Here is a 26,203-nt window from a genome sequence, read left to right as displayed (position 1 = left end):
AAGGCCGACCGCCCTCACTCCATGAGGCAAAGCCGGACGTCTGTCCGGCCAGTGCCAAAACCGTTCCGCATGTGCCCCTTGCGAGCGGCGCGATGCGGCGTTTACGCAAATGGCCTCAGCGGTAGGGCGAGTCCATTGCAATGTTGCGCGCGATTTCCTGCTCCCACCGGTCGCCGTTGGCGAGCAGCTTTTCCTTGTCGTAATAGAGCTCTTCGCGCGTCTCAGTGGCGAATTCGAAGTTAGGCCCTTCGACGATGGCATCGACCGGACAGGCTTCCTGGCAGAAGCCGCAATAGATGCACTTCACCATGTCGATGTCGTAGCGCACCGTGCGGCGGGTGCCGTCGTTGCGGCGCGGGCCGGCCTCGATGGTGATGGCCTGGGCAGGACAGATCGCCTCGCAGAGCTTGCAGGCGATGCAGCGTTCTTCGCCGTTCGGATAGCGGCGCAGCGCATGCTCGCCGCGGAAGCGCGGGCTGACCGGGCCCTTTTCAAAGGGATAGTTCACGGTCGCCTTCGGCCGGAAGAAATACCGCATCGACAGCAGGAATGCGCCGACGAATTCCTTGAGGAACAGCGAGCTGACGGCTTGCGAAAGACCGGCCATCATTTACCTCCAAATTTGCCGGCCTGGGAGGGGTCGGCGGTATGCAGCGAAGCGCGGGCGGGCATCATGCCCATCCCATGAGCTTCAGAACGAATGCGACGATGACGACCATCGCCAGCGACAGCGGCAGGAAGACCTTCCAGCCGAGACGCATCAGCTGGTCGTAGCGGTAGCGCGGGACGAAAGCCTTGACCATCGCGAACATGAAGAACACGAGCGAGGCCTTCAGCACGAACCAGATGATGCCCGGCACCCAGTTCAGGATCCAGATATCGACCGGCGGCAGCCAACCGCCGAGGAACAGGATCGTCGTCAACGCGCACATCAGGCAGATCGCAGCGTATTCGCCGAGCATGAACATCATGTACGGGGTGGAGCCGTATTCGACCATGAAGCCGGCGACGAGTTCGGACTCGGCTTCGGGCAGGTCGAAGGGCGGACGGTTCGTCTCGGCGAGCGCCGAGATGAAGAACACGATGAACATCGGGAACAGCGACAGCCAGTGCCAGTCGAGGAAGGAGGCCGGCAGGCCGATCATCGTTCCAAGGCCGTCCGACTGCGCATTGACGATGTCCGTCAGGTTGAGCGAACCGACGCAGAGCAGCACCGTGACAATGACAAAGCCGATCGAGACTTCATAGGACACCATCTGCGCGGCGGAGCGCAGCGCGCCCAGGAAGGGATATTTCGAGTTCGACGCCCAGCCGCCCATGATGATGCCATAAACCTCGAGAGAAGATATGGCAAAGACGAAGAGGATGCCGACATTGATGTTCGCGATCACCCAGCCCGCATTGAGCGGAATGACGGCCCAGGCGGCAAGCGCCAGCGTCACCGAGACGAGCGGCGCGAGCAGGAAGATCGTCTTGTTGGCGCCGGCCGGAATGACCGGCTCCTTGAAGACGAATTTCAAAAGGTCGGCAAAGGACTGGAAAAGTCCCCAGGGGCCCACCACGTTAGGACCGCGGCGAAGCTGCACGGCGGCCCAGATCTTGCGGTCGGCGAGCAGGATATAGGCGATGAAGACCAGCAGCGCGACCAGAAGCAGCAGCGACTGGCCGATCATGATGGCCGTGGGCCAGACGTAGCTCGAAATGAAAGCGTCCATGATGCTCTATTCCCTCGCGCTCATTCCGCGGCAGCTTTGAAATTGTTGCGCGCCAAGGCCGAGCATTCGGCCATGACGGCGGATGCGCGCGCTATCGGGTTCGTCAAATAGAAGTCTTTGACCGGAGACGCAAACATGGATTTGCCCATCTCACCGGCTTTTTGCGCAAGTGCGGCAATTTCGTCGCTGCTTCCTGCGGCGATGCTGTCGACCTCTGCGAAATGCGGATGAGCCGCGTAGAGCTTGGCACGCAATTCCCCAAGCGAATCAAACGGCAGCCTGCGGCCGAGCACGTCGGAAAGGGCGCGGATGATCGCCCAGTCCTCGCGCGCGTCTCCCGGTGCAAAGCCGGCGCGGTTGCCGACCTGGACGCGGCCTTCGGTGTTGACCCAGGTGCCGGACTTCTCCGTATAGGCGGCGCCGGGAAGGATGACATCCGCCGCATGCGCGCCATTGTCGCCGTGCGAGCCGATATAGACCGTGAAGCCCTTACGCGCCGAAAGATCGATCTCGTCGGCGCCGAGCAGGAACAGCACCTCTGCGCTGCCGGCCATCTGCGCTGCCGAAATGCCGCCCTTGCCGGGAACGAAACAGAGGTCCAGACCGCCGACGCGTGATGCCGCCGTGTGCAGGACGGCAAGGCCGTTCCATTCTCCGCCGGCCGCACCGACCGCGACGGCAAGCTTTGCGGCATTGGCGAGAACGGCAGAACCGCCCTCCCCTGCAAGCGCACCCTGGCCGACGATGATCAGCGGCCGCTCGGCATTCTTGAGCGTCTCGAAGAACTTGCCCTTGCCGGAAACGAGCTCAGCGAGCGTCTCCGTGCCGGCGCCGAGATACTCATAGTCGTAACGCAGTTCACCCCGCTCGCCGATGACCGCGATCGGGAACTTGCCCATGCGATAGCGCTTGCGGATTCGCGCATTGAGAACCGAAGCCTCGAAGCGCGGGTTGGAGCCGATGACGAGCAGCGCGTCGGCGCTCTCGATTCCCTGGATCGTCGGATTGAACAGGTAGCTTGCGCGGCCGAGCGACGGATCGAGGGCTGCGCCGTCTTGGCGGCAGTCGACGCTCTCAGAGCCCAGCGAAGTGATGAGCTCCTTCAGGGCGTACATCTCCTCGACGGAGGCGAGGTCGCCGGCAATCGCACCGATCTTGTCGCCCGAGGTCTTGGCGACGGCAGCCTTGATCGCCTGGAAGGCCTCGCGCCAGGTCGCGGCCTGCAGACGGCCGTCCCTTCTCACATAGGGCCGGTCGAGACGCTGCGTCTTCAGCCCGTCCCAGATGAAGCGGCTCTTGTCGGAAATCCACTCTTCGTTGATCTCCTCGTTGACGCGCGGCATGATGCGCATCACCTCGCGGCCGCGGGTGTCGACGCGGATCGCCGAGCCGACCGCATCCATGACGTCGATCGATTCGGTCTTGTTGAGCTCCCACGGACGCGCCGTGAAGGCGAAGGGCTTCGAGGTCAGCGCGCCGACCGGGCACAGATCGACGACGTTGCCCTGCAGTTCGGAAGTCATCGCCTGTTCGAGATAGGTGGTAATTTCGGCATCTTCGCCGCGGCCGATCAGCCCGAGTTCGGCGATGCCCGCCACTTCCGTCGTGAAGCGGACGCAGCGCGTGCAGTGAATGCAGCGGTTCATCACCGTCTTGACGAGCGGACCGATATACTTGTCTTCGACGGCGCGCTTGTTTTCCTGATAGCGCGAACTGTCGATGCCGAAGGCCATCGCCTGGTCCTGCAGGTCGCATTCGCCGCCCTGGTCGCAGATCGGGCAGTCGAGCGGATGGTTGATCAGCAGGAATTCCATGACGCCTTCGCGGGCCTTCTTGACCATCGGCGTCGTCGTGAAGACTTCGGGCGCCTCACCATTCGGGCCGGGGCGCAGATCGCGCACGCCCATGGCGCAGGAGGCGGCCGGCTTCGGCGGCCCGCCCTTCACCTCGATCAGACACATGCGGCAATTGCCGGCAACCGAAAGCCGCTCATGGAAACAGAAGCGCGGAACCTCGGCGCCGGCCTCTTCGCACGCCTGAAGCAGCGTGAAATGATCCGGGACCTCGATCTCTTTTCCGTCGACTTTCAGCTTTGCCATCTTCGTACTCAATCCTGTCTTCCGTCCGGCTGCCTTCTGCGGCGCCGGACAATTCCTTCACGGCTCTTCCGGTATGGTAACGACCGGGCGGCCGTCACGTTATCTCTTGCCGATCAGCGTCTTTGCCTGCCCGATCCAATCGTCCCGCAGGATGCGGCCATCGAGCGCGAACTCGGCATCGAGCCGCGCGACATCCGCCTCGCTCAGAGCCGCGATGTCGGCGAACCGACGAAGGCCGTGGCCATTCAGCACCTGTTCGAGCTTCGGGCCGATCCCGGAAATTTGCTTGAGATCGTCGGCGACGCCGCCCTTCGGCTTCGCTGCGACGGGCTTCCTGGCGGCGCGCGCCTTGGGCTTGGCGACGGCAGCGGGTGCGGGCCGAGCCTCGCGGGCAGCCGGAGCTGGCTTGGACTCGCGGGCGACCGGAGCCGGACGGTCCTCGCTGGCCGCCGGCGCCGGCGAAGCCCGCTGCGTTACAGGCTCGGGCTTTTCGACGGTCGGTGCCGGTTCGGCAATCTCCGCCGGTTCGGCCACGCCGGCGCTCTTCTGCAGAGCGCTTGCAGCCCCCTGCATGGCGCCGAACATGACGCCTGCGAAGTGGCTCGACAGGCCGAAGCCGAGCGCCGTCGCCGCCGCTACGGCAGCCACGGGATTGGCCATCAGCGGAACGGCCGGCATGGTCTTCATCCATTCGGCCATGCCGAACGGATCGGCCGAGCCGGCGCCCAAGGGCCGCACAAAAGGAATGACTGCCGCCTTCATGCCCTGTCCTTCATTGCGCGTCCCGGCCATCGCTCGTTACTCCGCTGCTTCCAATACGGCGCCGTGCGACGTTGCATTGCGCGTATATTCGTCGATCCGCTTTTCCATTTCCGGACGGAAATGCTTGATCAGGCCCTGGATCGGCCAGGCGGCCGCGTCGCCAAGCGCACAGATCGTGTGGCCTTCGACCTGCTTCGTCACGTCGAAGAGCATGTCGATCTCGCGCTTCTGGGCGCGGCCCTGCACCATGCGCTCCATGACGCGCATCATCCAGCCGGTGCCTTCGCGGCAGGGCGTGCACTGGCCGCAGCTCTCGTGCTTGTAGAAGGCGGAAAGCCGCCAGATTGCCTTGATGATGTCGGTCGACTTGTCCATGACGATGACGGCCGCCGTTCCGAGGCCTGAGCCAAGCTCGCGCAGGCCGTCATAGTCCATGATGGCGTCCTTCATCTGCGCGCCGGGCACGCAGGGAACCGACGAGCCGCCGGGGATGACGGCGAGCAGATTGTCCCAGCCGCCGCGGATGCCGCCGCAGTGCTTGTCGACCAGCTCGTGGAACGGGATCGACATGGCGTCCTCGACCGTGCAGGGACGGTTGACGTGGCCGGAGACCGAATAGAGCTTGGTGCCATGGTTGTTCGGGCGGCCGAAACTCGTGTACCAGCCGGCGCCGCGCCGGAGGATGGTCGGCGTGACTGCGATCGATTCGACGTTGTTAACGGTCGTCGGGCAGCCATAGAGGCCCATATTCGCCGGGAACGGCGGCTTCAGGCGCGGCTGGCCCTTCTTGCCCTCGAGGCTCTCGAGCAGCGCCGTTTCCTCGCCGCAGATATAGGCGCCGGCGCCGTGATGGACGAAGACGTCGATATCGTAGCCGAGCTTGTTGTTCTTGCCGAGCAGGCCGTATTCGTAGCATTCGTCGATCGCGGCCTGCAGCGCCTCGCGTTCGCGGATGAACTCGCCGCGCACGTAGATGTAGGCGGTGTGCGCGCCCATAGCGAAGCTTGCCACGACGCAGCCCTCGATCAGCGTATGCGGATCGTGGCGCATGATGTCGCGGTCCTTGCAGGTACCGGGCTCCGACTCGTCGGCATTGACGACGAGGTAATGCGGCCGGCCGTCGCTTTCCTTCGGCATGAAGGACCATTTGAGGCCGGTCGGGAAGCCTGCGCCGCCGCGGCCGCGCAGGCCCGAGGCCTTCACCTCGTTGATAATCCAGTCGCGACCTTTCTCGAGCAACTCCTTGGTGCCGTCCCAGTGGCCGCGCGCCATCGCGCCCTTGAGCGACCTATCCTTGAGGCCGTAGATATTGGTAAAGATGCGATCTTCATCTCTCAGCATGGGTCACCTCTTTACCGCGGCTTCTTCGCCGGCTTGGACTTGTCGACCGTCTCGCCTTCGGCCTTGGCGTTCTTCGCCGCCGCTTTCTTCGCGGTCGCCGGGGTCTTCAGCGCCGGATTGGTGACGTCTGCGGCGGTCTCCGGTTTGGCGGCGTTCGACGGCGGCACGCTTACCGCCTCTTCAGCCTTGGCCTTGCTGGCGCGGGCCGGCGCCTTGGTCTTTTGAGGCGCATCCACGAGCTGCAATGTCGTCAGCCCGCCGGCCGGTGCGGAAAAGATGCGGTCGATCTGGGGGCCGGGCTCGATTTCGGCACCCTTGCCTGCGTCGAAGCCGTCGATGATTTCCTCGAGCCGCTCAGGCGTCAGGTCCTCGTAAGAGTCCTTGAAGATCATCACCATCGGCGCGTTGACGCAGGCGCCCTGACATTCGACCTCTTCCCAGGAGAGCGTGCCGCTCCCGTTCAGCGTGAAGGGCTCGGCGGCGATCTTCTTCTTGCACACCTTGATCAGGTCTTCCGCACCGCGCAGCATGCAGGGCGTCGTGCCGCAGACCTGCACATGGGCGCGCGATCCGACCGGCTTCAACTGGAACTGCGTGTAGAAGGTCGCCACTTCGAGGGCGCGGATATAGGCCATGCCCAGCATGTCGGCGATCGACTCGATGGCCGCCCTCGTCACCCAGCCGTCCTGTTCCTGGGCGCGCATCAGCAGCGGAATGATCGCCGATTGCTCGCGGCCCTTAGGATATTTGTTGATCGTTGCCTCGGCCCAGGCCGCGTTCTCCTTGCTGAATGCAAAGCTCGCTGGCTGGACAGTGTCTTCGGCTAGTCGACGAACGGACATTCTAGTGGACACCTTATCAATTAATCGAACCGCACCGCGATTTCGTCAGCGTGACGAATTCGCAGGCATAGGCGGACTGGTCTTTCTGCATGAACACGATGTAGCGCGTGCCGTTGGCGACGGCTGCCTTGATCTCGTATCCCTTCGACAGGAGCGCGGCCATGGAGCCGCCATGCAGCCCGGAGGAGGACGTGCTGGCGACATCCTCCTGAGCGACGGCGGCAGGGCTCAGCGCGAGAAACCCGAGAACGGCAAGCGGCGCCAGACGCATCAGCGATCCACCTCGCCGAACACGATATCGAGGGAGCCCAGCACGGCCGAAACATCGGCGAGCTGGTGTCCGCGACAGAGGAAATCCATCGCCTGCAGATGCGCATAGCCCGGCGCACGGATCTTGCAGCGATAGGGCTTGTTGGTGCCGTCGGAGACCAGATAGACACCGAACTCGCCCTTCGGCGCCTCGACCGCGGCATAAACGTCGCCGGCCGGCACGTGATAGCCCTCGGTATAGAGCTTGAAGTGGTGGATCAGCGCCTCCATCGAGCGCTTCATCTCGCCGCGCTTTGGCGGCACGATCTTGCCGTCGAGCGAAGAAACCGGTCCGACCTTGGCGTCGCCGAGCAGGCGATCGACGCATTGCCGCATGATCCGCGCCGACTGGCGCATTTCGATCATCCGGATCAGGTAGCGGTCGTAGCAGTCGCCGTTCTTGCCGATCGGGATGTCGAACTCCATGTCGGAGTAGCACTCATAGGGCTGCGCGCGGCGCAGATCCCAGGCGGCACCCGAACCGCGCACCATGACGCCCGAGAAGCCCCAGGCCCAGGCGTCCTCGAGCTTGACGACGCCGATATCGACGTTGCGCTGCTTGAAGATGCGGTTGCCGGTCAGAAGCTCGTCGATGTCGTCGACCGTCTTCAAGAACGGATCGATCCACTTGCCGATATCGTCGACCAGTTCATGCGGCAGATCCTGGTGGACACCGCCTGGACGGAAATAGGCCGAGTGCATGCGCGCGCCGCAGGCCCGCTCATAGAACACCATCAGCTTCTCGCGCTCCTCGAAGCCCCAGAGCGGCGGCGTCAACGCACCGACGTCCATGGCCTGGGTGGTGACGTTGAGGAGATGCGAGAGGATGCGGCCGATTTCCGAGTAGAGGACACGGATAAGCTGGCCGCGGATCGGCACTTCGGTGCCCGTCAGCCTTTCAACGGCAAGCGCGAAGGCGTGCTCCTGGTTCATCGGCGCGACATAGTCGAGCCGGTCGAAATAGGGCACCGCCTGCAGATAGGTCTTCGCCTCGATCAGCTTCTCGGTGCCGCGGTGCAAGAGGCCGATATGCGGATCGACGCGCTCGACGATTTCGCCGTCAAGCTCCAGCACGAGGCGCAGAACGCCGTGCGCGGCCGGATGCTGCGGACCGAAGTTGATGTTGAAGTTCCGGACGTTGTGTTCGGTCATACCGATTGCTCCAGGCCGGACGGGATCCCCTCGGGATCGCCGCGGGCCGACTTATCTCACCGTGCCTTCGCCTTTTCATCGCCGGGCAGCACGTATTCCGTGCCTTCCCAGGGCGAAAGGAAATCGAAGTTGCGGAATTCCTGTCTCAGTTCGACGGGTTCATAGACCACCCGCTTGACTTCATCGTCGTAGCGAACCTCGACGAAGCCGGTCAGCGGGAAGTCCTTGCGCAGCGGATAACCTTCGAAGCCGTAGTCGGTGAGGATACGGCGCAGATCCGGGTGGCCGGTGAAGAGAATGCCGTACATGTCGTAGGCTTCACGCTCGAACCAGTCGGCGCCCGGGTAGACGGAGGTTGCCGACGGCACGGGCTCGCCGTCGCCGGTCGCGACCTTGACGCGGACGCGCAGGTTCTGGCGCGGCGACAGCAGGTGGTAGACGACATCGAAACGATCCGGCCGCTGCGGATAGTCGACGCCGCAGACATCGATAAAGCTCACAAAGCCGCATCGCGGATCGTCGCGCAGGAAGGTCAGGAGTTCGATGACGTTGTCGGCCGTCGCCGTCAGCGTCAACTCGCCATATTTCATCGCCGCGTCGGCAATCAGCGATCCGCGTGCTTCCCGAAGATAGGTCGCAAGCTCGTTCAGGGCTTCACTCATTGAAAAGAACCCCCTGCCTTAGCGCTCGATGGTGCCGGTCCGGCGGATCTTCTTCTGCAGCAGAAGCACGCCATAGAGCAGCGCTTCTGCCGTGGGAGGACAGCCTGGCACGTAGATATCGACGGGCACGACGCGGTCGCAGCCGCGCACCACCGAATAGGAATAGTGATAATAGCCGCCGCCATTGGCGCAGGAGCCCATCGAGATGACGTAGCGCGGCTCGGGCATCTGGTCGTAGACCTTGCGCAGCGCCGGCGCCATCTTGTTGGTCAGCGTGCCGGCGACGATCATGACGTCGGACTGGCGCGGCGAGGCGCGCGGCGCGAAGCCGAAGCGTTCGGCATCGTAGCGCGGCATCGACATCTGCATCATTTCGACGGCGCAGCAGGCGAGACCGAATGTCATCCACATCAGCGAACCGGTGCGCGCCCAGTTGATCAGCTCGTCGGTCGAGGTGACGAGGAAGCCCTTGTCGGCGAGCTCGTTGTTGATCTCGCCGAAGAATGCGTCATTGCTGCCGATCGGCTTGCCGGTCGCGGGATCGATGATGCCCTTCGGCTGCGGCGCAATGAGCGTGGTGCCGGATGCTAGTTCCATTCCAGCGCTCCCTTTTTCCATTCATAGATAAAGCCGACCGTCAGGACCAGGAGGAAGACCATCATCGACCAGAAGCCGAACCAGCCCATCGCCTTGAACGAAACCGCCCAGGGGAAGAGGAAGGCGACTTCCAGGTCGAAGATGATGAAGAGGATCGACACAAGATAGAAGCGGATGTCGAACTTCATGCGGGCGTCGTCGAACGCATTGAAGCCGCACTCATAGGCCGAGAGCTTTTCCGAATCGGGCGCCTTGAAGGCAACTGCGAAGGGAGCGATCAGGAGTGCGAGACCGATCACAAGAGCGATTCCAATGAAAATCGCGATCGGAACATAGGAACCGAGAAGTTCTGTCATTGTTATCCGTCCCTGCCTGCGAAGCGCCTTGGGAGAAGCGCTCGAACAACGAATGCCGCAGGCCGAAAATCATGTTGCAACGCCAGAGTGGTTAGCGCAGCCCGCGCCCATGCGCAAGCCTCGACGAGGCATTTAAACCGGTTCGCGGCACAGGTTTGAACGGCACTTTCTCACAGTTGACACAGTGGAACACGGAATCCTGGGAACCGGTCGCCCCTCCCCGCAAGAGCCATGCCGAGACCGCATTGCGGCAATGCAAAAACGGCCGACTGACACTGAAGCATGGTGTGAGGAGAAATGGCGCGAGTGACGGGGCTCGAACCCGCGACCTCCGGCGTGACAGGCCGGCACTCTAACCGACTGAGCTACACCCGCGCATCATGGCCATGGCAGGCCATTATCTCACCATCGGCACTCCTTGAGGATGCCGATGCACCAGAAGAAGAGTGGCGCGAGTGACGGGGCTCGAACCCGCGACCTCCGGCGTGACAGGCCGGCACTCTAACCGACTGAGCTACACCCGCTTCTCTTGACTGGCCGGGGCGCTCGCGCACCCCTTTATCAAAGCGGCCCTGCCGTTTCGATGAGCGGCTAACTAAGCGGTTCGCCCTGGGGTGTCAAGCGTGTTTGAAGACAAATCCGTGACGGAGAGAATTTTGACCCACAGGCTGCCCAAATGAGAAAATCCGCATAGGGCGGGACGGTCGAAGCCCCCTCTCTCGCTACCCGGACGCCGCGACGTCGCTACCGCCGGCGCCGCCCCCCTCTCCTGTCCACAGCGCCGGCAGCGCCCGATCCCGCGCTCGCCGACCCGCTCGCAAAAAAATCAAAAAAATCGATCGAATGCTCTTGCGGTTTTTGCCGGTTGCGCATAGATCACGCCCACCGACGCGGCGGACAGCGGTCCGGCACGCGAAAGGGCGATTAGCTCAGTTGGTAGAGCGCCTCGTTTACACCGAGGATGTCGGGAGTTCGAGTCTCTCATCGCCCACCATTATCCAAAGCATTAGCAATTCACCGCAAGTGGCTACGATCGTTGCCATTCGGCTCATCACCCCCCGCGAGACTGCTCGTCCGTCACATGCTCCAGCCAATCGACGACCTTGCCGTCGAGCGCCTCCTGAATGGCGATATGGGTCATTCCCGTGTCGGCGGCGGCGCCGTGCCAGTGTTTTTCGCCCGGCGGGAACCAGACGACGTCGCCGGCGCGGATTTCGCGGAGTTCGCCGCCCCAGCTTTGCGCGAGGCCGCGGCCGGCGGTGACGATGAGCGTCTGGCCGAGCGGGTGGGTGTGCCAGGCGGTGCGGGCGCCGGGCTCGAAGGTGACCGTCGCTCCCCGCACCCGCGCCGGCGCGGGCGCCTCGAAGGCCGGGTCGATGCGTACGGATCCCTGAAAATAGTCGGACGGTCCGCGCGACGAGGGTCTCGAGCCACACTCAAAGATTTCCATTCGAACCTCCTCTTGGCATACGCATGAAATCACGTCGCGCACCATGCGGGCGCAATCGGAAGCACCTTAGCGTTTTTCCGGCCAGCCGCTACAGCCTGTGAAGCTTTACCCAGGGGCAGGCGCTGCGGGCGATATCGCAAAGGTGCTCGTGGTGCGTCAGATAGATCACCTGGCCGACGCGGGCCATCTCCGCCATCAGATCGAAGGCGCGGCCAGCGCGGTTGTCGTCGAACGTTTCCATGATGTCGTCTGCGATGAAGGGCAGCGTCTCGCGGGCCGCGGCGACCTCGTGGTAGCCGGCCATTCTCAAGGCAAGGTAGAGCTGGAAGCGGGTGCCTTTCGAGAGGTCGCCGGCGAGCTTCGAGCCGCCCGCCGCCGTGTTGGCGATCAGGAATTCCTGACCCTTTTCCGCCTGGGTCGAAAGCCCGGCATATTCGCCGCCGCTGATATGCGAAAAGGTCCGCGAGGCGCGTTGCATCATGGCACTGCGATGGCGCTCGCGAAACAGCCTCAGCGCGTGTTCGGCGGCAACGACGCCGGCCTTGAGCCGCAGATAGCCGACCGCCTTGTGCTCGATCTCGAGCAGGATGGTCCGCTGCTTCTGCTCGAGTTCGGCCACCCGGTCGCCGCCCTCGATCTCGGCAAGCGCCCTTTCCTTGTTCCTGACTTCCGCGTGCAGTTCGCTGACGTCGCGATCGATGACGTCGATCGCTTCCTCCAGCCGGGTGAGCTCAAGCCGAAGCTCGGCCTCGTCCACGCCGGCGAGGATGGATTCGGCTTCTCCGGTCGTGGCGGCGCCGAGCTTGGTTAGCAGATCATGCTCAAGCTCGGCGCATCTCAGCCGTTGCCGCTCCTGCTCGCGAACGGCCTCCAGGCAAAGCCCGGCCTCCTCCAACGTTTCGCATCCGAAGAAGTCGAACATCACCTGCTTCATCGCCAGGTGCTGCCGCTCCTCGCTGCGCAGCAGCCGAAGCGCCTCCTCTAGACGTTCGATGCTGCCCAAGGCTTCGAGGCGGCGCTCTTCCTGGCGCTGTGCGGCGGCGATGCGGTCGCGCAGCGACGCATAAAGCGCGAGCGGATCGCCCTGCTCTCCGGCGTCGTGGGCGAGATCCACGATCGCCTCGGCAAAGCTCGCCTGGTCTTTCCGCATGCCGGCAATGCGATGGTCGAGCTCGCCCTTCTTCTGCATGAGCTTGTCGAAGTCCTGCAGGACCGCGAGCACCGGGCCGATTTCGTGCGGAGCCGGCCGGTCGGCGCGGCCGGCAAGCCAGGTCGCGGCGAGCGCCTCCGCCCACGCCTCTTCCCAGCGGATCATGGCGGCCTCGGCGGCGGCGAGAACCGTCTCCCGGTTTTCCATAGCTTCCGTGGCGCGGTGAAGCTGTGCCACTGCCGTGCTGTGGGCCGCCGATGCCGCTTGCGCGCGGGAGACGACCCGTTCCGCAACAACGAGGAGCTCGTCAAAGCTGTCCGGCAGGTGGTCCGCCGCGCCGAGGCGCTCCAATTCTCCCCGCAATGCGCGTGCCGCCGTCTGTTCTTCCGACGCGGCCCGGTCTTTCGCCTGGTGCGCGGCGCGCAGCTCGGCGCGAAGCGCCAGCGCTGCGGCTCGCGCGGCAAGCCAAGCCTCCAGCTGCGATATTTGCCTGACGTTGGGTAAGCCGCTTGCACTTGCGGCAGCGGCCACCGTTTTGTGCAGCCGCTGGCCCTCTTCGGAGAGCGCCGCCCGCTGTGCTTCGAGCGCCTGCAGGCGCGCGCGCCTTTCGGAAATCGCCAAAGTGAGGCCGCGCATCTCAGCCAGCCGCTCGGCATGGGCGAGGCGCAGCGCCGCGGCGGCATCGTCCTCCCGCAATGCCGCCTCGAAGGCGCTTGCCGTCCGCTTGTCGAGGCTGGTGCGATGCACTTGCCAGGCGAGGTCCCGGCGCCGGCGCAGCTCGCCTGCGGTCGCATCGTCCACTGCAGCGCCGTCTGCAGCGAGTGCGGCAAGCCGCGCCTCGTCTGCCGCCTGGCGCGCGCGCTCGTCGCCGATCCGGTCGTCGAGCCGCAGCCGCCGCTCCGAAAGAGCGGATTCCTCCGCTTTCCACATGGCGACCACGCCGGGCGCGGGAACGGGCAGCGTCGCCAGTTCATCCGCATCGCCGGCGAACGGCCGCAAGCCGTCCATGGCATCGGCAAGCGCCGCCGCCAGCCGGTCGACCTCCCTGGTCGCGGCCTGCTGGCGCAAAAGGCAATCGCTCTGCCGCAGCACATGCAGCCGTTCGGCCAGAATGCCCGTATCGGCGACACCGTTGCCGAGCCGCTCCGCATCGCGTTCGGTCTGAGCACGATCGCGTCTGGCGCTGTCGAGCTCCCCGCGCGCCGACGCCAGCTTCTCCGCGAGGCCCGCGTGCTGGCGAACCAGTTCCTGCAGCCGGGCAGCGCGGGCAGTCGGCAGCACCAGCGAAACGGGATCGGCATTGTCCGCCTCGCCGAGACGGATGAGGCAGGCACGAATCTCGGCGGAGACCCTTGCCAATTCGTCGAGGCGCGACGGCATATCGCGGGCGGCCGTCTGGTAGCGGGCGTCGAGTGCCGATTCGCGCAACGCCTCGAAGCGTGCCGCGAGCGCAAGCGCCTCTTCGTCCCGCGGCAGATCCTCGAGCTCCGCCCGGCGCTGCGCCAGTTCCTCGTCCAGTTGCCGGAGCCGGGTAGCGATTTCGACCTCCCGGCGGCGGAGGGCCGGCAGATCGTTCCACCATTCCTGCGGCGGCACCGGCAAGGCCTGCGTGCCGGCAAGCTCTTCCCGTGCAAGGTTGAGCCTTGCAAGGATCGGCAGGGATTCGAGCTCGGCGCGCAGCCGATCCCGGCGCACGCGCAGTTCGGCGCGCTGTCGCGATGCTGCATCGTGGCGGTCGCGGGCTTTCGTCAGCGTCTTGCGAAGTTCGGCATATTCGCGCGCGTTGACGTCCACTGCTTTGCGCTGGGATTTCAGGGCATCGAGCTCCGCCTTCAGCTCCGCAAGCTGATGCTTGCGCGCCTGGGGGCGAAAGAAGGCGTCCGCTTCGGTGCGCAGATTGGCAAGCACCGCACTACTGTCCGGCAGACCCGAACTTGCCGAGAAGAGCAGCGATCCGAGTTCGCCTTCGCTCTTCAGGATGGCTTCCCCGCCTTCCTCGATGCTGTCGTCGTCGAGCGAGAACATCATGCGGTAGGTATCCCGGTCGATCGATCCGAGCGCCGAGGAGAAGAGGTTGTCCGGCAGCGGCTGCTCGTCGGGACCGACAAGGCTGTTGGCGTTGCGCTTGATCCTATAGGCGTGATGTCTCTTGCCGCCAGCCTCGACAACGCCGCCGATCCGCATTGTCTGGTAGGGATGCAGGAAGCCGTAGGGGCTCATGCGTTCGATGCCGAAGAGCAGGTCGAGGAAGCCCGAGAACAGGGTCGATTTGCCCGCCTCGTTCGGGCCGTAGATCAAGTGGAAATCTGGCTCTCCCCGCTGGGCAGTGCCGAAATCGAGGCTTCGTTCAGTGAACTTGCCGTAGCGGACGAGATCCAGCTGTTGCAGCCGCATCAGTCGATGCCCTCGACGAGGCTGCGGCCATGGAGATGCGACAGGACATCGGCGCTACCTGAAAGCGCGGCATTCTCCACCAGCTCGTCGAGCATGCCCTCGTCCCCGGCAAGCAGATGCCGCAGTTCGACAGGCAGATGCGGCAGCAGCTCCTCGGCGACGGCGCGCATGTCGGCGCGGTAGGCGAAGGCCGACAACACTTCGGTCTCGACGAGTGCCGTCAGTTCGCCGATCGGATCGGCAGCGATAGGCCCGGCATGCTTGCTGCAATTTGCAAACTGGGTCTCGATCTTCTCGACCCAGCATCGGCCGAGCCCGGCGGCGATATTCGCCAGCTCTCCCTGCAGCAGGTCGAAATCCCGCCGCAGCCGCCAGGAAAGCGGCGTCGTACCGTTCAGCGTGATCCGCAGGATGAGATCGGCTTCCGGCAGACCCTTTCGAATCAGACCGAGCTGCCGGCCGGCGACCTCCAGCATGTCGCGCCAGTCCGCCGTCCCGGTCAGGTCGATCGACACGCGCTCGAACACAGCCGCACCCACCGCCCGCTCTTCCAGCGTCACCTCACCGTCGTGGTCGATCGTGACAAGGGTGACGCCCTTCACGCCCGATTCGTTGATATCCCGGCCCTGCGGCATGCCCGACATGACGATGCATGGTTTGACGCCGTGGACCTGCCGCTGGTGCACGTGGCCGAGAGCCCAATAGTCATAGCCATGCCGCTCCAGATCGGCGACGCTGCAGGGCGCATAGGGGTCGTGCCCCGCCGAGCCGGCGAGGCTCGTGTGCAGCATGCCGATGTTGATGGCATCCGCGATGGGAGGCTGGAAATGCGGCAGCAGGCTTTCCGGCGCGTGCGGGTCGGCAAAGCTCATGCCGTGAATGTGAACGGCTCTGCCGTTTTCCAGCGTCTTGGCGAGCACCGGCTTGCCGCGGCCGCTGAAGACATGCACGGACGCCGGCAGCGTCAGCTCGCGCGTCACCTGCGACTGGGCATCATGGTTGCCGCGGATGATGAAGGTGCGGATGCCCGCCTCGTCGAGACGGCGCAGCTCACCGGCGAGGAAGAGCGCCGTGTTCATCGACGTCTGATTGCCGTCATAGAGATCGCCGGCGATCAGCAGCGCGTCGACGCTTTCGGCGATGCAGAGATCGACGATACGCACGAGGGCATTGCGGGTGGCACCCCGCACGATCCCGGCGAGCTCCTCGTTGCGGAGCGCCAGGCTGCGCAAGGGCGAATCGAGATGGAGATCTGCGGTATGGATAAATCGGAAAGGCATGACCGACCATGGCCGGCCCTGCCCCTGCCGTCAACGACGCGGGCTGACGGGGCCCAACTGAGTTGTGGGCAACGTCGCGCAGCCGTCCGAGAGCGCCGCTTCAGCATCCGCCGGGCTCGCCGATTAGCGGATTTGTAACGCCTTGCTCGGTAGTTTTCGCGATGGAAACGCATTGAGCATTTTCAGCACCGGAATGATTCCTGCTTCTGCTTCCGCTCCGTCATGACGATCAAGAGCCGGAACAGTTCACCCCAAGTTTCGCGGACGCTATTCCGGAGTGGTCCATGTCCCGCCTGAAGATTTCGCATACGCTGATCGGTCTTTTCGTTGTGGTCGTCGCCATCGTCGCAGCGCTTGCCCTCTCCTCGATGAAGAGCATCCGCATGCTGAACGAGCGGAACAACGAACTCGCCGCCAGCTGGCTGCCGCGCGTCTCGCTGGCCCGGGCGCTGGAGACTCAGCTTTCGGACACCCGGATGGCCTTCGCCCGGCACCTGATCTCGCTCACTCCGTTCGAGAAGAAACGGGCGGAAAAGGTGATCGGCGAAACTGTCGCAGGCTTCGGCAAGCTTTCGGAAGACTATGCGGTCCTTGCGACATCGGATGCCGACAAGGAGGCGCTCGCAAAGGTGCATGCGACCTACCAGGCCTATCTGTCGGACGCCGATGCCATGCTGAAATATTCCAACAACCTCGAGAACATGAAGGCCCAGAGCGTCTTCAAAGTCGAGATGGCGGCAGCCGAAAAGAAGGTCGATGCGGCGATCGACGACGTGCTTGCCGCAAATCTTGCCGGCGCCGGCGCCGCCGTCGCCGCCAGTGCCGCAACGCACAAGGAAGCCATGACCACCGAAACCGTGGTCATTGCTTTCGCTGCCCTCGTCATTCTGGGCGCGGTCGCCTACGCCATACGCGGCGTCGCACGTCCGATCCGGATCATCACGGCGTCGATGGCGAAGCTTGCCGGGGGCGATACGGCAAGCGGCATCCCCTATGGCGGCCGGAAGGACGAGATCGGTGAAATGGCCCGCGCCGTCGAAATTTTTCGGCAGGCTGCAATCACCAACCAGAAGCTCGAGGAGGAAGCCCGTATCCAGCGCGCCGCATCCGAGAGCGAACGCCAGAGAGTGACCGAGGAGGCCGAAGCGGCGGCGCAGCGGCGTCTCGAAGAAGCGACGGCCGGGCTTGCAAGCGGACTGCGGCGGCTGGCCGGCGGCGACCTCGCCTTCCAGCTCGACGAGGCTTTTGCGCCCGATTTCGAGCCCCTTCGGCACGACCTGAACCAGGCGGTCGCCCAGCTTGCCGACACGCTCTCCGCCGTCGCGACGAGTTCGAGCAGCATCGACGGCGGCGCCCGTGAGGTGAGCCACAGTGCCGACGACCTGTCGCGACGGACCGAACAACAGGCGGCATCGCTCGAGGAGACCGCCGCCGCGCTCGACCAGATCACCGTCAATGTCTCCAACTCCTCGAAGCGCACCAACGAGGCCCGCGCCGTGGCGAGCCAGGCGAACGAGAGTGCACGCAAGTCCGGCGCGATCGTCTCCGGCGCCGTCGACGCGATGGGGCGAATCGAGCATTCCTCCAGCCAGATCTCCAACATCATCGGTGTCATCGACGAGATCGCCTTCCAGACCAACCTTTTGGCGCTCAATGCCGGGGTGGAAGCGGCACGCGCCGGCGAAGCCGGCAAGGGCTTTGCCGTCGTTGCACAGGAGGTGCGAGAGCTCGCCCAGCGCTCGGCCAAGGCGGCCAAGGAGATCAAGGAACTGATCCGCAATTCGGCGAACGAGGTCGAAAGCGGCGTCCGGCTCGTGCGCGAAACGGGCGAAGCCCTGCGCACCATCGAGAGCCTTATCGTTACGATCAACGAACATATGGACGCGATCGCCGTTTCGGCCCAGGAGCAGTCCGCAGGGCTTTCCGAAGTCAACATGGCGGTCAATCAGATGGATCAGGTGACGCAGCAGAACGCCGCGATGGTCGAGGAAGCCAATGCGGCCAGCGCGACCCTGGCACAGGAGGCGGGTCGTCTGCGCGAATTGATCGATCGGTTCACTCTCGCCGATGCGGACCGCGCCAGCGCTTGGGCGTCGCGGCCACGCCACGCCGCTTAACAGCAGGGACAGCAGTTCTTCGCCTCGGAAAGATCAACGGCTCTCGGATTCGGGGGCCGTTTCTTTTCAAAGGACGTCGACCGTAAGAATCAGGAGGTTTTTGTCGACAAATACCGCGGTCGTCACTAAATATAGTCTAACTGCCATTTGACATGGCACCTCACCATATCGCAACGGCTTTCATGAAGAACACATTCGAAGTCTCCGACAAACTGTTCGAACTCTACCATCGCGTCCATCGCCTGGTGAACGAGTCGATGACCGAGGAAGGTGTGTCACTTGCCCGAAGCAAGTTCCTGTTCTTCCTGAGCAAGCTCGGCCCGTGCCGCTCGACCGACATCGCCTGCGCGTTGAACTTCGCCCCCAGGACCGTGACGGAGGCGATCGACGGGCTGGAGCGCGATCGCCTGGTGATGCGCAAGCCCGATCCGGACGATCGCCGCGCCAAGATCGTCTCGATTACCGAGACGGGCCGTGCCGTCCTCCAGGCGGCGGAACATCCGCGCAAGCAGCTTATCGAGGAAATCTTCTCGGCGCTCGACGACGAGCAGCTCGATCAGCTCTACGACATCGTCAGCAGGCTCGTCGACAAGACCGACGAGATCCGCAAGCGCAAGGAAGCGAAGGAAGAGGCAGACATCGCTGCCGCGCGGTAACCCCGCAGGCACAACCGAACTTGGTACAAAGGAAGAGGCCGGGACGTCATGCCCCGGCCTCTTCCGTTTTCTCCTGGCCCGACGCTTACATCGCGTTGATTGCGCCGATGGAGAAGAACAGGGTCTCGCCGGACGAGTCGTCGACGCCGTCATTGTCGGTAACGACATAGCCGTTTCCAGCGGCGTCGACCGTGAAGCCCTCCACCTTGTCGACTACATAGCCGTTCAGCAACTTCAGGTCAGGAATGAGGTCGCGCACCTCTTCCTTTTTGACGGCCGGCAGTTCGCCGCCGAGCGCAGCGGGCTTCAGCTCGGTGAGCGCCACACGATAGAGCTTCTTGAGCTTCGCGGCTTCGCCGATCAGATTGTCGCGCTCGATCAGATAGGCATAGTCGCCATGGACGGAGATCTCCGAAAGACCGACCCAGCCGGCTTCGGACTTGTCGAGCGGATAGCGCACTGCGCCCCACTCTTTCGTCGCCGGCTTGTAGGCGACGAGCTTGACGAAGCCCTTCTCGTCGTCCTTCCACTCGCGCTGGACCGCCATCCAGAGCGTGAGGCCGTCGCCTTCGCCGACCGCGGTGATTCCTTCGAAGCCGGAGCGGATTTCGTTGGCGCGCAGCTCCGCCGGAAGAGCGATCTCCTGTTTGATTTCGCCCTTCTTGTTCACGTGAAGGAGTGCGTGGCTGTAAAGCTTGTCCGAGTCGCCTTCCGACGCCAGCCAGAAGCCGCCTTCGCCATCATTGGCAATGCCTTCGATATCGAGCTTTTGCGCGGCTGCGCCATCGCGGGTGATCGGCAGCGCCTCGGTGATCACCGCCGGCTTCTGCGTCGCGTCGATCGCAAAAATCATCGGCTGCGACGAAAGAACGGAGTCGTTCACCGCCCGCAGGAAGCCCGGCTTGTCGCCGACGGCCGCCAGGCCGGAAAGGGCGCCGAACCCGATCGGCAGACCGTCCTTCTCGGCGGAGCGAATCTGCGGGTAGATGGCGTCCCCCTCGCCGCGCGCGTAAATCATCACATGCGCCCGCGCGCCGCCGTCCTCGACGAGATCGACCTCGTTGGCGGTGGCGAACAGATTGCGGCCGGGAATGGCGACCGCGCCCTCGGGCGAAACCCCGGACGGCAGCAGCTGCAGCAGTTGCGGCTCGGCACCGGTGTCCTTGTAGACGCCGACGATCGAGGCGCGTTCGGAAAGCACGAAGAACAGCTTGTCGTCGCCGTACTGCGCCGTTTCCATGCCTTCCGGCTCGATGCCCTTCGCCGAAGAGCGCTTTTCCGGGTAGTGGCCGACGGCAGCGATGGCGTGCTCCAGGCTTGCACCGGACTCGAACAGCACCTTGCCGGTGACGTCGAAGATCGTGAAGCACGCGCGAGCCGCCTTCGTAGTCGCCCTCATTGGCGACGACTAGACGGTTGTCGTCGAGCCACTTCACGGCATCCGGCTCGCGCTTGACGCCGGTCAGATCGCTCGCAAACGAAATGGCGCCGTCACGCTTGGCGTCAACATTCTTGAGGTCCGCCGTACCGGCGGAAAAATGCGCCCTCACGGCCGCTGATTTGCCGTCGATGATGACGATGTGATTGTTTTCCTGCAGCGTCAGCGCAATCTCGGCCTTGCCGTTGAACGCGACGAATTCCGGCTCCGGATCGTCGCCGGCGACTTCGGCAAGGCCGGTGAGCGTCACATGCTTGATCGTCGCGCAATCGGCAACGCCGTCCTTCAGCGACAGGATCACGAGATCGCCGGCCGGCAGCTGCGGGATCTCACCGTCGTTGACGTCCTCGTCGCGCTCGTTCTCGATGGCGATCGCCGCCAGCGTCCGGTCCTTGTTGACGGTGACGGAATCCGGCTGGCCACCGAGATCGCAGGTGGCGTCGATCTTTTTCGTCGCGACATCGACGACGGCAAGCAGGCCGGAGGTCTTGGTGAAACTTTCACGGGTGTTGACGGCGACCAGCGCCTTTGGGCCGGCGACAGCGACCGACGTCGGCTCGCCCTCGAAGGAAACGATGCCGCCGGCCTTCGGCGCGCGGGCGTCGGTGATATCGATGAAGCCGATACGCTTGCCGGGGCTGTCCGTATAGATGAGCGTGTTGCCGTCCTCGCTGGCGGCAATGATTTCCGCCGAGGTCGGTGCCTTTTGGTCGGCGCCTTCGGGCAAGTTGCCGGCGACCGCAAAGGATGCAATGCGGTTAAAGACCTGTTCGGCCTGAGCGGCCGGCGCCGTCGATGCGGCGAGTGCCGCCGCCAAGGCGGCTGTGATGGAAAAAGCCCTCATTTATCCCTCCTGTCGCGGCGCGCGCCCGGAGATCAGGCCTTCAGACACCGCGTTCGCGTCCGGAGTCGCAATTCGTCCACCTCCGGATGGGAGGCTTGTGCAACCGTCCTGTAACAGCCCGATGACAGCGGAGGTTAAATGAAAAGAGGCCCGGATCGACCGGGCCCCAATCAACCTGCCGGCGATCCTGCAAGGAAGGCGGCAGATGGAACATGAACTTGCTTGCGGCCTCTCTGGCGTCGCCGCCGACCCGGACCGCGCGGCCATCTCGAGGCCCTTTCGGACCTCGACACGTCCGATTAGTTGACGGCGTCCTTCAGGCCCTTACCGGCCGTGAACTTCGGCACGTTGCGTGCCGGGATGTCAACTTCCGCACCCGTCGACGGGTTGCGGCCCTTGCTCGCTTCGCGGCGGGTCACGGAGAAGTTGCCGAAGCCGACGAGACGAATGTCGCCGCCGTTCTTCAGTTCACCCTGAATGGTCTCAAACACTGCATCAACAGCGGAAGACGCATCGGCCTTGGAAAGACCGGCCTTCTCGGCAACGGCAGACACGAGCTCATTTTTGTTCATGTTTCCACCCCTTTCAAATTGGTTCGAAACGACTGTCTTCTTAAGCCGCGGCCGCTTGCGCACAGCCACGTCTTGCCATTCCCAATTGCGCCGAATCCCTTGAAATGCAAGGCTTAGAGGGTGCTTTTACAACAGAAAAGACCGGCAAATGGCCGGTCTTTTCCGTTTTTCTGGGCAAAGGGCGCAACGGGGACACAGTCCCTGCCCTATTTGCGCGTCCTCAGTGGGCGATCGAGGTGCCCGCCTCGTCCTGCGAATCGACCGGCGAAATGGTGCCGGCATGGCTTGCCGGGTCCCATTCAATCGGCTCAGGACGCCGCGTCAATGCGTGCTCGAGCACCTCGCCCATCCGCGAAACCGGGATGATTTCGAGGCTGTTCTTCACATTGTCCGGGATCTCCGCAAGATCCTTGGCGTTCTCTTCAGGGATCAGCACCTTCTTGATGCCGCCACGCAGAGCCGCCAACAGCTTCTCCTTCAAGCCGCCGATCGGTAGGACACGGCCGCGCAGGGTGATCTCGCCGGTCATCGCCACATCCTTGGAGATCGGAATGCCGGTCATCACCGAAACGATTGCCGTCGCCATGGCGACGCCCGCCGACGGGCCATCCTTCGGCGTTGCACCTTCCGGCACGTGCACGTGGATGTCGCGCTTGTCGAAGAGCGGCGGCTCAATGCCGAAATCGATCGCACGCGATCGGACATAGGAGGCCGCCGCGGAAATCGATTCCTTCATGACGTCGCGCAGGTTGCCGGTGACCGTCATGCGGCCCTTGCCCGGCATCATCACGCCTTCGATCGTCAGCAATTCACCGCCCACCTCGGTCCAGGCAAGACCCGTGACAACGCCTACCTGGTCGTCGCGTTCGGCTTCGCCATGGCGGAAGCGCGGCACGCCGAGATAGTCGGGGACGTTCTCGGCCGTCACTTCGACCTTCTTGGTCTTGCCCTTTAGGATCTCGGTCACGGCCTTGCGCGCAAGCTTCATCAGCTCACGCTCGAAGTTGCGAACGCCCGCCTCGCGCGTGTAGGTCTGGATCACCGCCATAAGCGCGCCGTCGGTCACGGAGAACTCGTTCGGCTGCAGCGCATGATCGCGAATCGCCTTCGGCAGCAGGTGCCGCTTGGCGATTTCCAGCTTTTCCTCTTCCGTGTAGCCGGCGATGCGGATCACTTCCATGCGGTCCATCAGCGGCGCCGGAATGTTCAGCGTGTTCGCCGTGGTGATGAACATCACGTTCGAGAGGTCGTACTCGACCTCGAGATAGTGATCCATGAAGGTCGAGTTCTGTTCCGGATCGAGCACTTCGAGAAGCGCCGAGGACGGATCGCCGCGGAAGTCCTGGCCCATCTTGTCGATCTCGTCGAGCAGGAACAGCGGATTGGACCGCTTGGCCTTCTTCATCGACTGCACGACCTTGCCGGGCATGGAGCCGATATAGGTGCGGCGGTGGCCACGGATCTCGGCCTCGTCACGCACGCCGCCGAGCGCCATGCGGATATATTCGCGGCCGGTCGCCTTGGCGATAGACTTGGCGAGCGAGGTCTTGCCGACGCCCGGAGGGCCGACGAGGCACAGGATCGGGCCCTTGATCTTCGCGGAACGGGCCTGCACGGCGAGATATTCGACGATACGCTCCTTGACCTTGTCGAGACCGAAGTGATCGGCGTCCAGCACCTTTTCGGCGTGGTTGAGGTCCGTCTTGATCTTTGACTTCTTGCCCCAGGGCAGGCCCAGGAGCCAATCCAGATAATTGCGCACGACGGTCGCTTCGGCCGACATCGGGCTCATCTGGCGCAGCTTCTTCAGCTCCGCATCGGCCTTTTCGCGCGCTTCCTTGGAGAGCTTCGTCTTAGCGATACGCTCCTCGATTTCGGCCATCTCGTCGCGGCCGTCTTCGCTGTCGCCGAGCTCCTTCTGGATCGCCTTCATCTGTTCGTTGAGGTAGTACTCGCGCTGTGTCTTCTCCATCTGGCGCTTGACGCGCGAACGGATGCGCTTTTCCACCTGCAGAACCGAGATCTCGCCTTCCATGAAGCCGAGCGCCTTTTCAAGGCGCATCTTCACGCTGGTCGTCTCGAGCATTTCCTGCTTCTCGACGATCTTGATCGACAGGTGCGAGGCAACCGTGTCGGCGAGCTTGGAATAGTCGTCGATCTGGCTGGCGACGCCGACGACTTCCGGCGAAATCTTCTTGTTCAGCTTCACGTAGCTCTCGAATTCGGACACGACCGAGCGGCTCAGCGCCTCGATCTCGACCGGGTCCTCTTCCGGCTCGCGCAACACATGGGCGACCGCTTCGTAGAAGTCGTCGCGGGAGGTGTAGCGGTCGATCTCCGCCCGTGCACGCCCCTCGACGAGAACCTTGACGGTGCCATCGGGGAGCTTCAGGAGCTGCAGCACGTTGGCGATCGTTCCGACGCGGTAGATCGCGGAGGGTTCCGGATCGTCATCCGTCGCATTGATCTGGGTCGCCAGCATGATCTGCTTGTCGGTGCCCATGACCTCTTCAAGCGCCCGGATGGACTTCTCGCGGCCGACGAATAGCGGCACGATCATATGCGGGAAGACCACAATGTCGCGCAACGGCAGAACCGGATAGGTCGCGCTTTCGGCCGGAGACGTTTTGTTCGTCATGTCTTTTCCTTTCCGTCCCGATTTCGGGCCCGTTCCCGGGAGCCTCAGCGGCACTCCCGGCTGTCAAATTTCCTTCACGAAAGTGGAATGCAACAGGGGCCATTTCAAGGCCGGGCGCAATCTCCGCCTCCGTGGACAATTCTTGTTTTCTACGCTGAGAGGCTGATGCCGGCCTTACGTGGCCCCCCCCGACTCCGGCACCCAAACGCGTTCATTGAATCGTCGTATCATCGCGTTGTTGCGGAGGTTTCGCAATATTCTATTCGATTGACCCCAATCATTTTGGGGCGAAATTGCGAAGGGCTCGATCCGTCCTCATGAACGCCGCGGATGAGAAATGGCCGGGCCGGCGGCTTCACATCTTCGCGAGCAGCAAAAACCTGCCGGCGCGCACAAAAAAGCCCGCACTAGGCGGGCTCTCCCTGCACCGTAGAGTGCTACTGCATGTGTCCTTAAATCGTCCTCGATTTAAGGACACAGACATGCAGCAATTCAACGTGCTACACGGCCTTTGCGCGTAAAGACGCGCGGCGCTGTAGGTAATCAAGCCGAGACGTTGGTCTTCTCCTCGGAGCGATCCGAGTAGATATAGAGCGGTCGTGCCGTTCCCTTGACCACTTCGTCCGAGATCACCACTTCGCGAACGCCCTCAAGCGTCGGCAGTTCGAACATGGTGTCGAGCAGGATCTTTTCCATGATCGAGCGCAGCCCGCGCGCGCCCGTCTTGCGGACGATGGCCCTTCGGGCGATTTCGCGCAGCGCGTCCTCGTGGAAGGTCAATTCGACGTCTTCCATCTCGAACAGCCGCTGGTACTGCTTGACGAGCGCGTTCTTCGGCTCCGAGAGGATCTGTATCAGGGCATCCTCGTCCAAATCCTCGAGCGTGGCGAGAACCGGAAGACGGCCGATGAATTCCGGAATGAGGCCGAACTTGACTAGGTCTTCCGGCTCGAGATCGCGCAGCACTTCGCCGACCCGGCGATCTTCCGGTGCACGAACCGTGGCGCCGAAGCCGATCGAGGTCTTCTCGCCGCGGGCGGAGATGATCTTGTCGAGGCCGGCGAAAGCGCCGCCGCAGATGAACAGGATGTTCGTCGTATCCACCTGCAGGAATTCCTGCTGCGGATGCTTGCGGCCGCCCTGCGGCGGAACGGAGGCGACGGTACCTTCCATGATCTTCAGAAGCGCCTGCTGGACGCCCTCGCCCGAAACATCGCGGGTGATCGACGGGTTGTCTGACTTGCGCGAAATCTTGTCGACCTCGTCGATGTAGACGATGCCGCGCTGGGCGCGCTCGACATTGTAGTCGGCGGCCTGGAGCAGCTTCAGGATGATGTTTTCGACGTCTTCGCCGACATAACCCGCTTCCGTCAACGTCGTGGCGTCGGCCATGGTGAAGGGAACGTCGATGATACGGGCGAGCGTCTGCGCCAGATAGGTCTTGCCGCAGCCGGTCGGGCCGACGAGCATGATATTCGACTTGGCCAGTTCCACGTCGCTGCTCTTTGCCGCATGGGCAAGGCGCTTGTAGTGGTTGTGCACGGCGACCGACAGGATGCGCTTCGCCTGCTGTTGCCCGATGACATATTCGTCGAGAACCTTGATGATTTCCTGCGGCGTGGGAACGCCGTCGCGGGACTTGACCATCGAGGTCTTGTTCTCTTCCCGGATGATGTCCATGCAGAGTTCCACGCACTCATCGCAGATGAATACCGTGGGCCCGGCAATCAGCTTGCGCACTTCGTGCTGGCTCTTGCCGCAAAACGAACAATAGAGGGTATTCTTCGAGTCACCGCCGTTGCTACCGCTGACCTTGCTCATTTTCACTT

At 63.4% G+C, this 26,203-nt stretch carries 19 protein-coding genes, 3 tRNA genes and 1 pseudogene; 3 read left to right on the top strand and 20 right to left on the bottom strand.

Annotated features, from left to right (window positions below):
- Window positions 1-115: 115 nt before the first annotated feature.
- The 13 genes from nuoI to CO664_RS17425 form a co-directional block, all read right to left on the bottom strand.
- A complete protein-coding gene (nuoI, locus tag CO664_RS17485) occupies window positions 116-607 on the bottom strand; it encodes an NADH-quinone oxidoreductase subunit NuoI (RefSeq protein WP_097526428.1) in 492 nt (163 codons plus the stop codon).
- Between the two features lie 64 nt (window positions 608-671).
- The gene (nuoH, locus tag CO664_RS17480) at window positions 672-1,715 is read right to left on the bottom strand and encodes an NADH-quinone oxidoreductase subunit NuoH (protein WP_037414126.1); all 1,044 of its coding nucleotides are present in this window, start codon (window positions 1,713-1,715) and stop codon (window positions 672-674) included.
- Between the two features lie 20 nt (window positions 1,716-1,735).
- On the bottom strand, window positions 1,736-3,814 hold the full coding sequence (gene nuoG / locus CO664_RS17475) for an NADH-quinone oxidoreductase subunit NuoG (RefSeq protein WP_097539444.1): 2,079 nt from the start codon (window positions 3,812-3,814) through the stop codon (window positions 1,736-1,738).
- Between the two features lie 99 nt (window positions 3,815-3,913).
- Window positions 3,914-4,606, bottom strand: a complete 693-nt coding sequence (locus tag CO664_RS17470; protein ID WP_176536614.1) for an NADH:ubiquinone oxidoreductase — start codon at window positions 4,604-4,606, stop codon at window positions 3,914-3,916.
- A gap of 6 nt (window positions 4,607-4,612) precedes the next feature.
- Window positions 4,613-5,917 (bottom strand): NADH-quinone oxidoreductase subunit NuoF, encoded by a 1,305-nt coding sequence (gene nuoF, locus CO664_RS17465; protein ID WP_097526430.1) that lies wholly within the window; start codon window positions 5,915-5,917, stop codon window positions 4,613-4,615.
- A gap of 11 nt (window positions 5,918-5,928) precedes the next feature.
- Window positions 5,929-6,759: an NADH-quinone oxidoreductase subunit NuoE gene (nuoE, locus tag CO664_RS17460; protein ID WP_097539443.1), complete on the bottom strand. Its 831-nt coding sequence runs from the start codon at window positions 6,757-6,759 to the stop codon at window positions 5,929-5,931.
- A gap of 16 nt (window positions 6,760-6,775) precedes the next feature.
- Window positions 6,776-7,030: a hypothetical protein gene (locus CO664_RS17455; protein WP_037389051.1), complete on the bottom strand. Its 255-nt coding sequence runs from the start codon at window positions 7,028-7,030 to the stop codon at window positions 6,776-6,778.
- Window positions 7,030-8,220, bottom strand: a complete 1,191-nt coding sequence (locus tag CO664_RS17450) for an NADH-quinone oxidoreductase subunit D (RefSeq protein WP_037414108.1) — start codon at window positions 8,218-8,220, stop codon at window positions 7,030-7,032. Before CO664_RS17450 ends, CO664_RS17455 begins: the two co-directional genes overlap by 1 nt.
- A 56-nt stretch (window positions 8,221-8,276) precedes the next feature.
- The gene (locus CO664_RS17445) at window positions 8,277-8,882 is read right to left on the bottom strand and encodes an NADH-quinone oxidoreductase subunit C (protein WP_097526432.1); all 606 of its coding nucleotides are present in this window, start codon (window positions 8,880-8,882) and stop codon (window positions 8,277-8,279) included.
- Between the two features lie 18 nt (window positions 8,883-8,900).
- Window positions 8,901-9,479, bottom strand: a complete 579-nt coding sequence (locus CO664_RS17440; protein WP_037414105.1) for an NADH-quinone oxidoreductase subunit B — start codon at window positions 9,477-9,479, stop codon at window positions 8,901-8,903.
- Window positions 9,470-9,835, bottom strand: a complete 366-nt coding sequence (locus CO664_RS17435) for an NADH-quinone oxidoreductase subunit A (protein ID WP_037389059.1) — start codon at window positions 9,833-9,835, stop codon at window positions 9,470-9,472. The genes CO664_RS17440 and CO664_RS17435 overlap by 10 nt, the downstream gene beginning before the upstream one ends.
- 298 nt (window positions 9,836-10,133) lie before the next feature.
- Window positions 10,134-10,210 (bottom strand) — tRNA-Asp (locus CO664_RS17430).
- A 72-nt stretch (window positions 10,211-10,282) separates the two neighbouring features.
- Window positions 10,283-10,359, bottom strand: a tRNA-Asp gene (locus CO664_RS17425).
- A 394-nt stretch (window positions 10,360-10,753) separates the two neighbouring features.
- On the opposite strand from CO664_RS17425, the gene CO664_RS17420 reads away from it, so the two are divergent.
- Window positions 10,754-10,829, top strand: a tRNA-Val gene (locus tag CO664_RS17420).
- Window positions 10,830-10,886: 57 nt separating this feature from the next.
- On the opposite strand, the gene CO664_RS17415 is transcribed toward CO664_RS17420, so the two are convergent.
- From CO664_RS17415 to CO664_RS17405, 3 genes are all read right to left on the bottom strand, one after another.
- Window positions 10,887-11,285, bottom strand: a complete 399-nt coding sequence (locus CO664_RS17415) for a cupin domain-containing protein (RefSeq protein WP_037414104.1) — start codon at window positions 11,283-11,285, stop codon at window positions 10,887-10,889.
- A gap of 88 nt (window positions 11,286-11,373) precedes the next feature.
- Window positions 11,374-14,829, bottom strand: coding sequence for an AAA family ATPase (locus CO664_RS17410; protein WP_097539442.1), 3,456 nt, complete (start codon window positions 14,827-14,829; stop codon window positions 11,374-11,376).
- Window positions 14,829-16,109, bottom strand: a complete 1,281-nt coding sequence (locus CO664_RS17405) for an exonuclease SbcCD subunit D (RefSeq protein ID WP_037414100.1) — start codon at window positions 16,107-16,109, stop codon at window positions 14,829-14,831. The genes CO664_RS17410 and CO664_RS17405 overlap by 1 nt, the downstream gene beginning before the upstream one ends.
- 284 nt (window positions 16,110-16,393) lie before the next feature.
- Here CO664_RS17405 and CO664_RS17400 point away from each other — a divergent pair, with 284 nt between their 5' ends.
- Window positions 16,394-18,226, top strand: a complete 1,833-nt coding sequence (locus tag CO664_RS17400; protein ID WP_097539441.1) for a methyl-accepting chemotaxis protein — start codon at window positions 16,394-16,396, stop codon at window positions 18,224-18,226.
- 182 nt (window positions 18,227-18,408) lie between these two features.
- Entirely contained in the window at window positions 18,409-18,882 is a 474-nt protein-coding gene (locus tag CO664_RS17395) for a MarR family transcriptional regulator (protein WP_037414095.1), read from the top strand.
- A gap of 85 nt (window positions 18,883-18,967) precedes the next feature.
- Here CO664_RS17395 and CO664_RS17390 read toward each other — a convergent pair.
- From CO664_RS17390 to clpX, 4 genes and pseudogenes are all read right to left on the bottom strand, one after another.
- Window positions 18,968-21,164 (bottom strand): annotated as a pseudogene (locus tag CO664_RS17390) (esterase-like activity of phytase family protein).
- 299 nt (window positions 21,165-21,463) lie between these two features.
- Window positions 21,464-21,799, bottom strand: a complete 336-nt coding sequence (hupB, locus tag CO664_RS17385; RefSeq protein ID WP_158254928.1) for a DNA-binding protein HupB — start codon at window positions 21,797-21,799, stop codon at window positions 21,464-21,466.
- A 157-nt stretch (window positions 21,800-21,956) separates the two neighbouring features.
- Window positions 21,957-24,374: an endopeptidase La gene (lon, locus tag CO664_RS17380; protein WP_097539440.1), complete on the bottom strand. Its 2,418-nt coding sequence runs from the start codon at window positions 24,372-24,374 to the stop codon at window positions 21,957-21,959.
- A 543-nt stretch (window positions 24,375-24,917) separates the two neighbouring features.
- A complete protein-coding gene (gene clpX, locus CO664_RS17370; protein WP_018239383.1) occupies window positions 24,918-26,195 on the bottom strand; it encodes an ATP-dependent Clp protease ATP-binding subunit ClpX in 1,278 nt (425 codons plus the stop codon).
- Window positions 26,196-26,203: the final 8 nt, after the last annotated feature.

Source organism: Sinorhizobium sp. NG07B (assembly GCF_002532005.1).
GTDB classification, from domain to species: domain Bacteria; phylum Pseudomonadota; class Alphaproteobacteria; order Rhizobiales; family Rhizobiaceae; genus Sinorhizobium; species Sinorhizobium fredii_C.
This window is presented reverse-complemented; position numbering and strand designations above follow the sequence as displayed.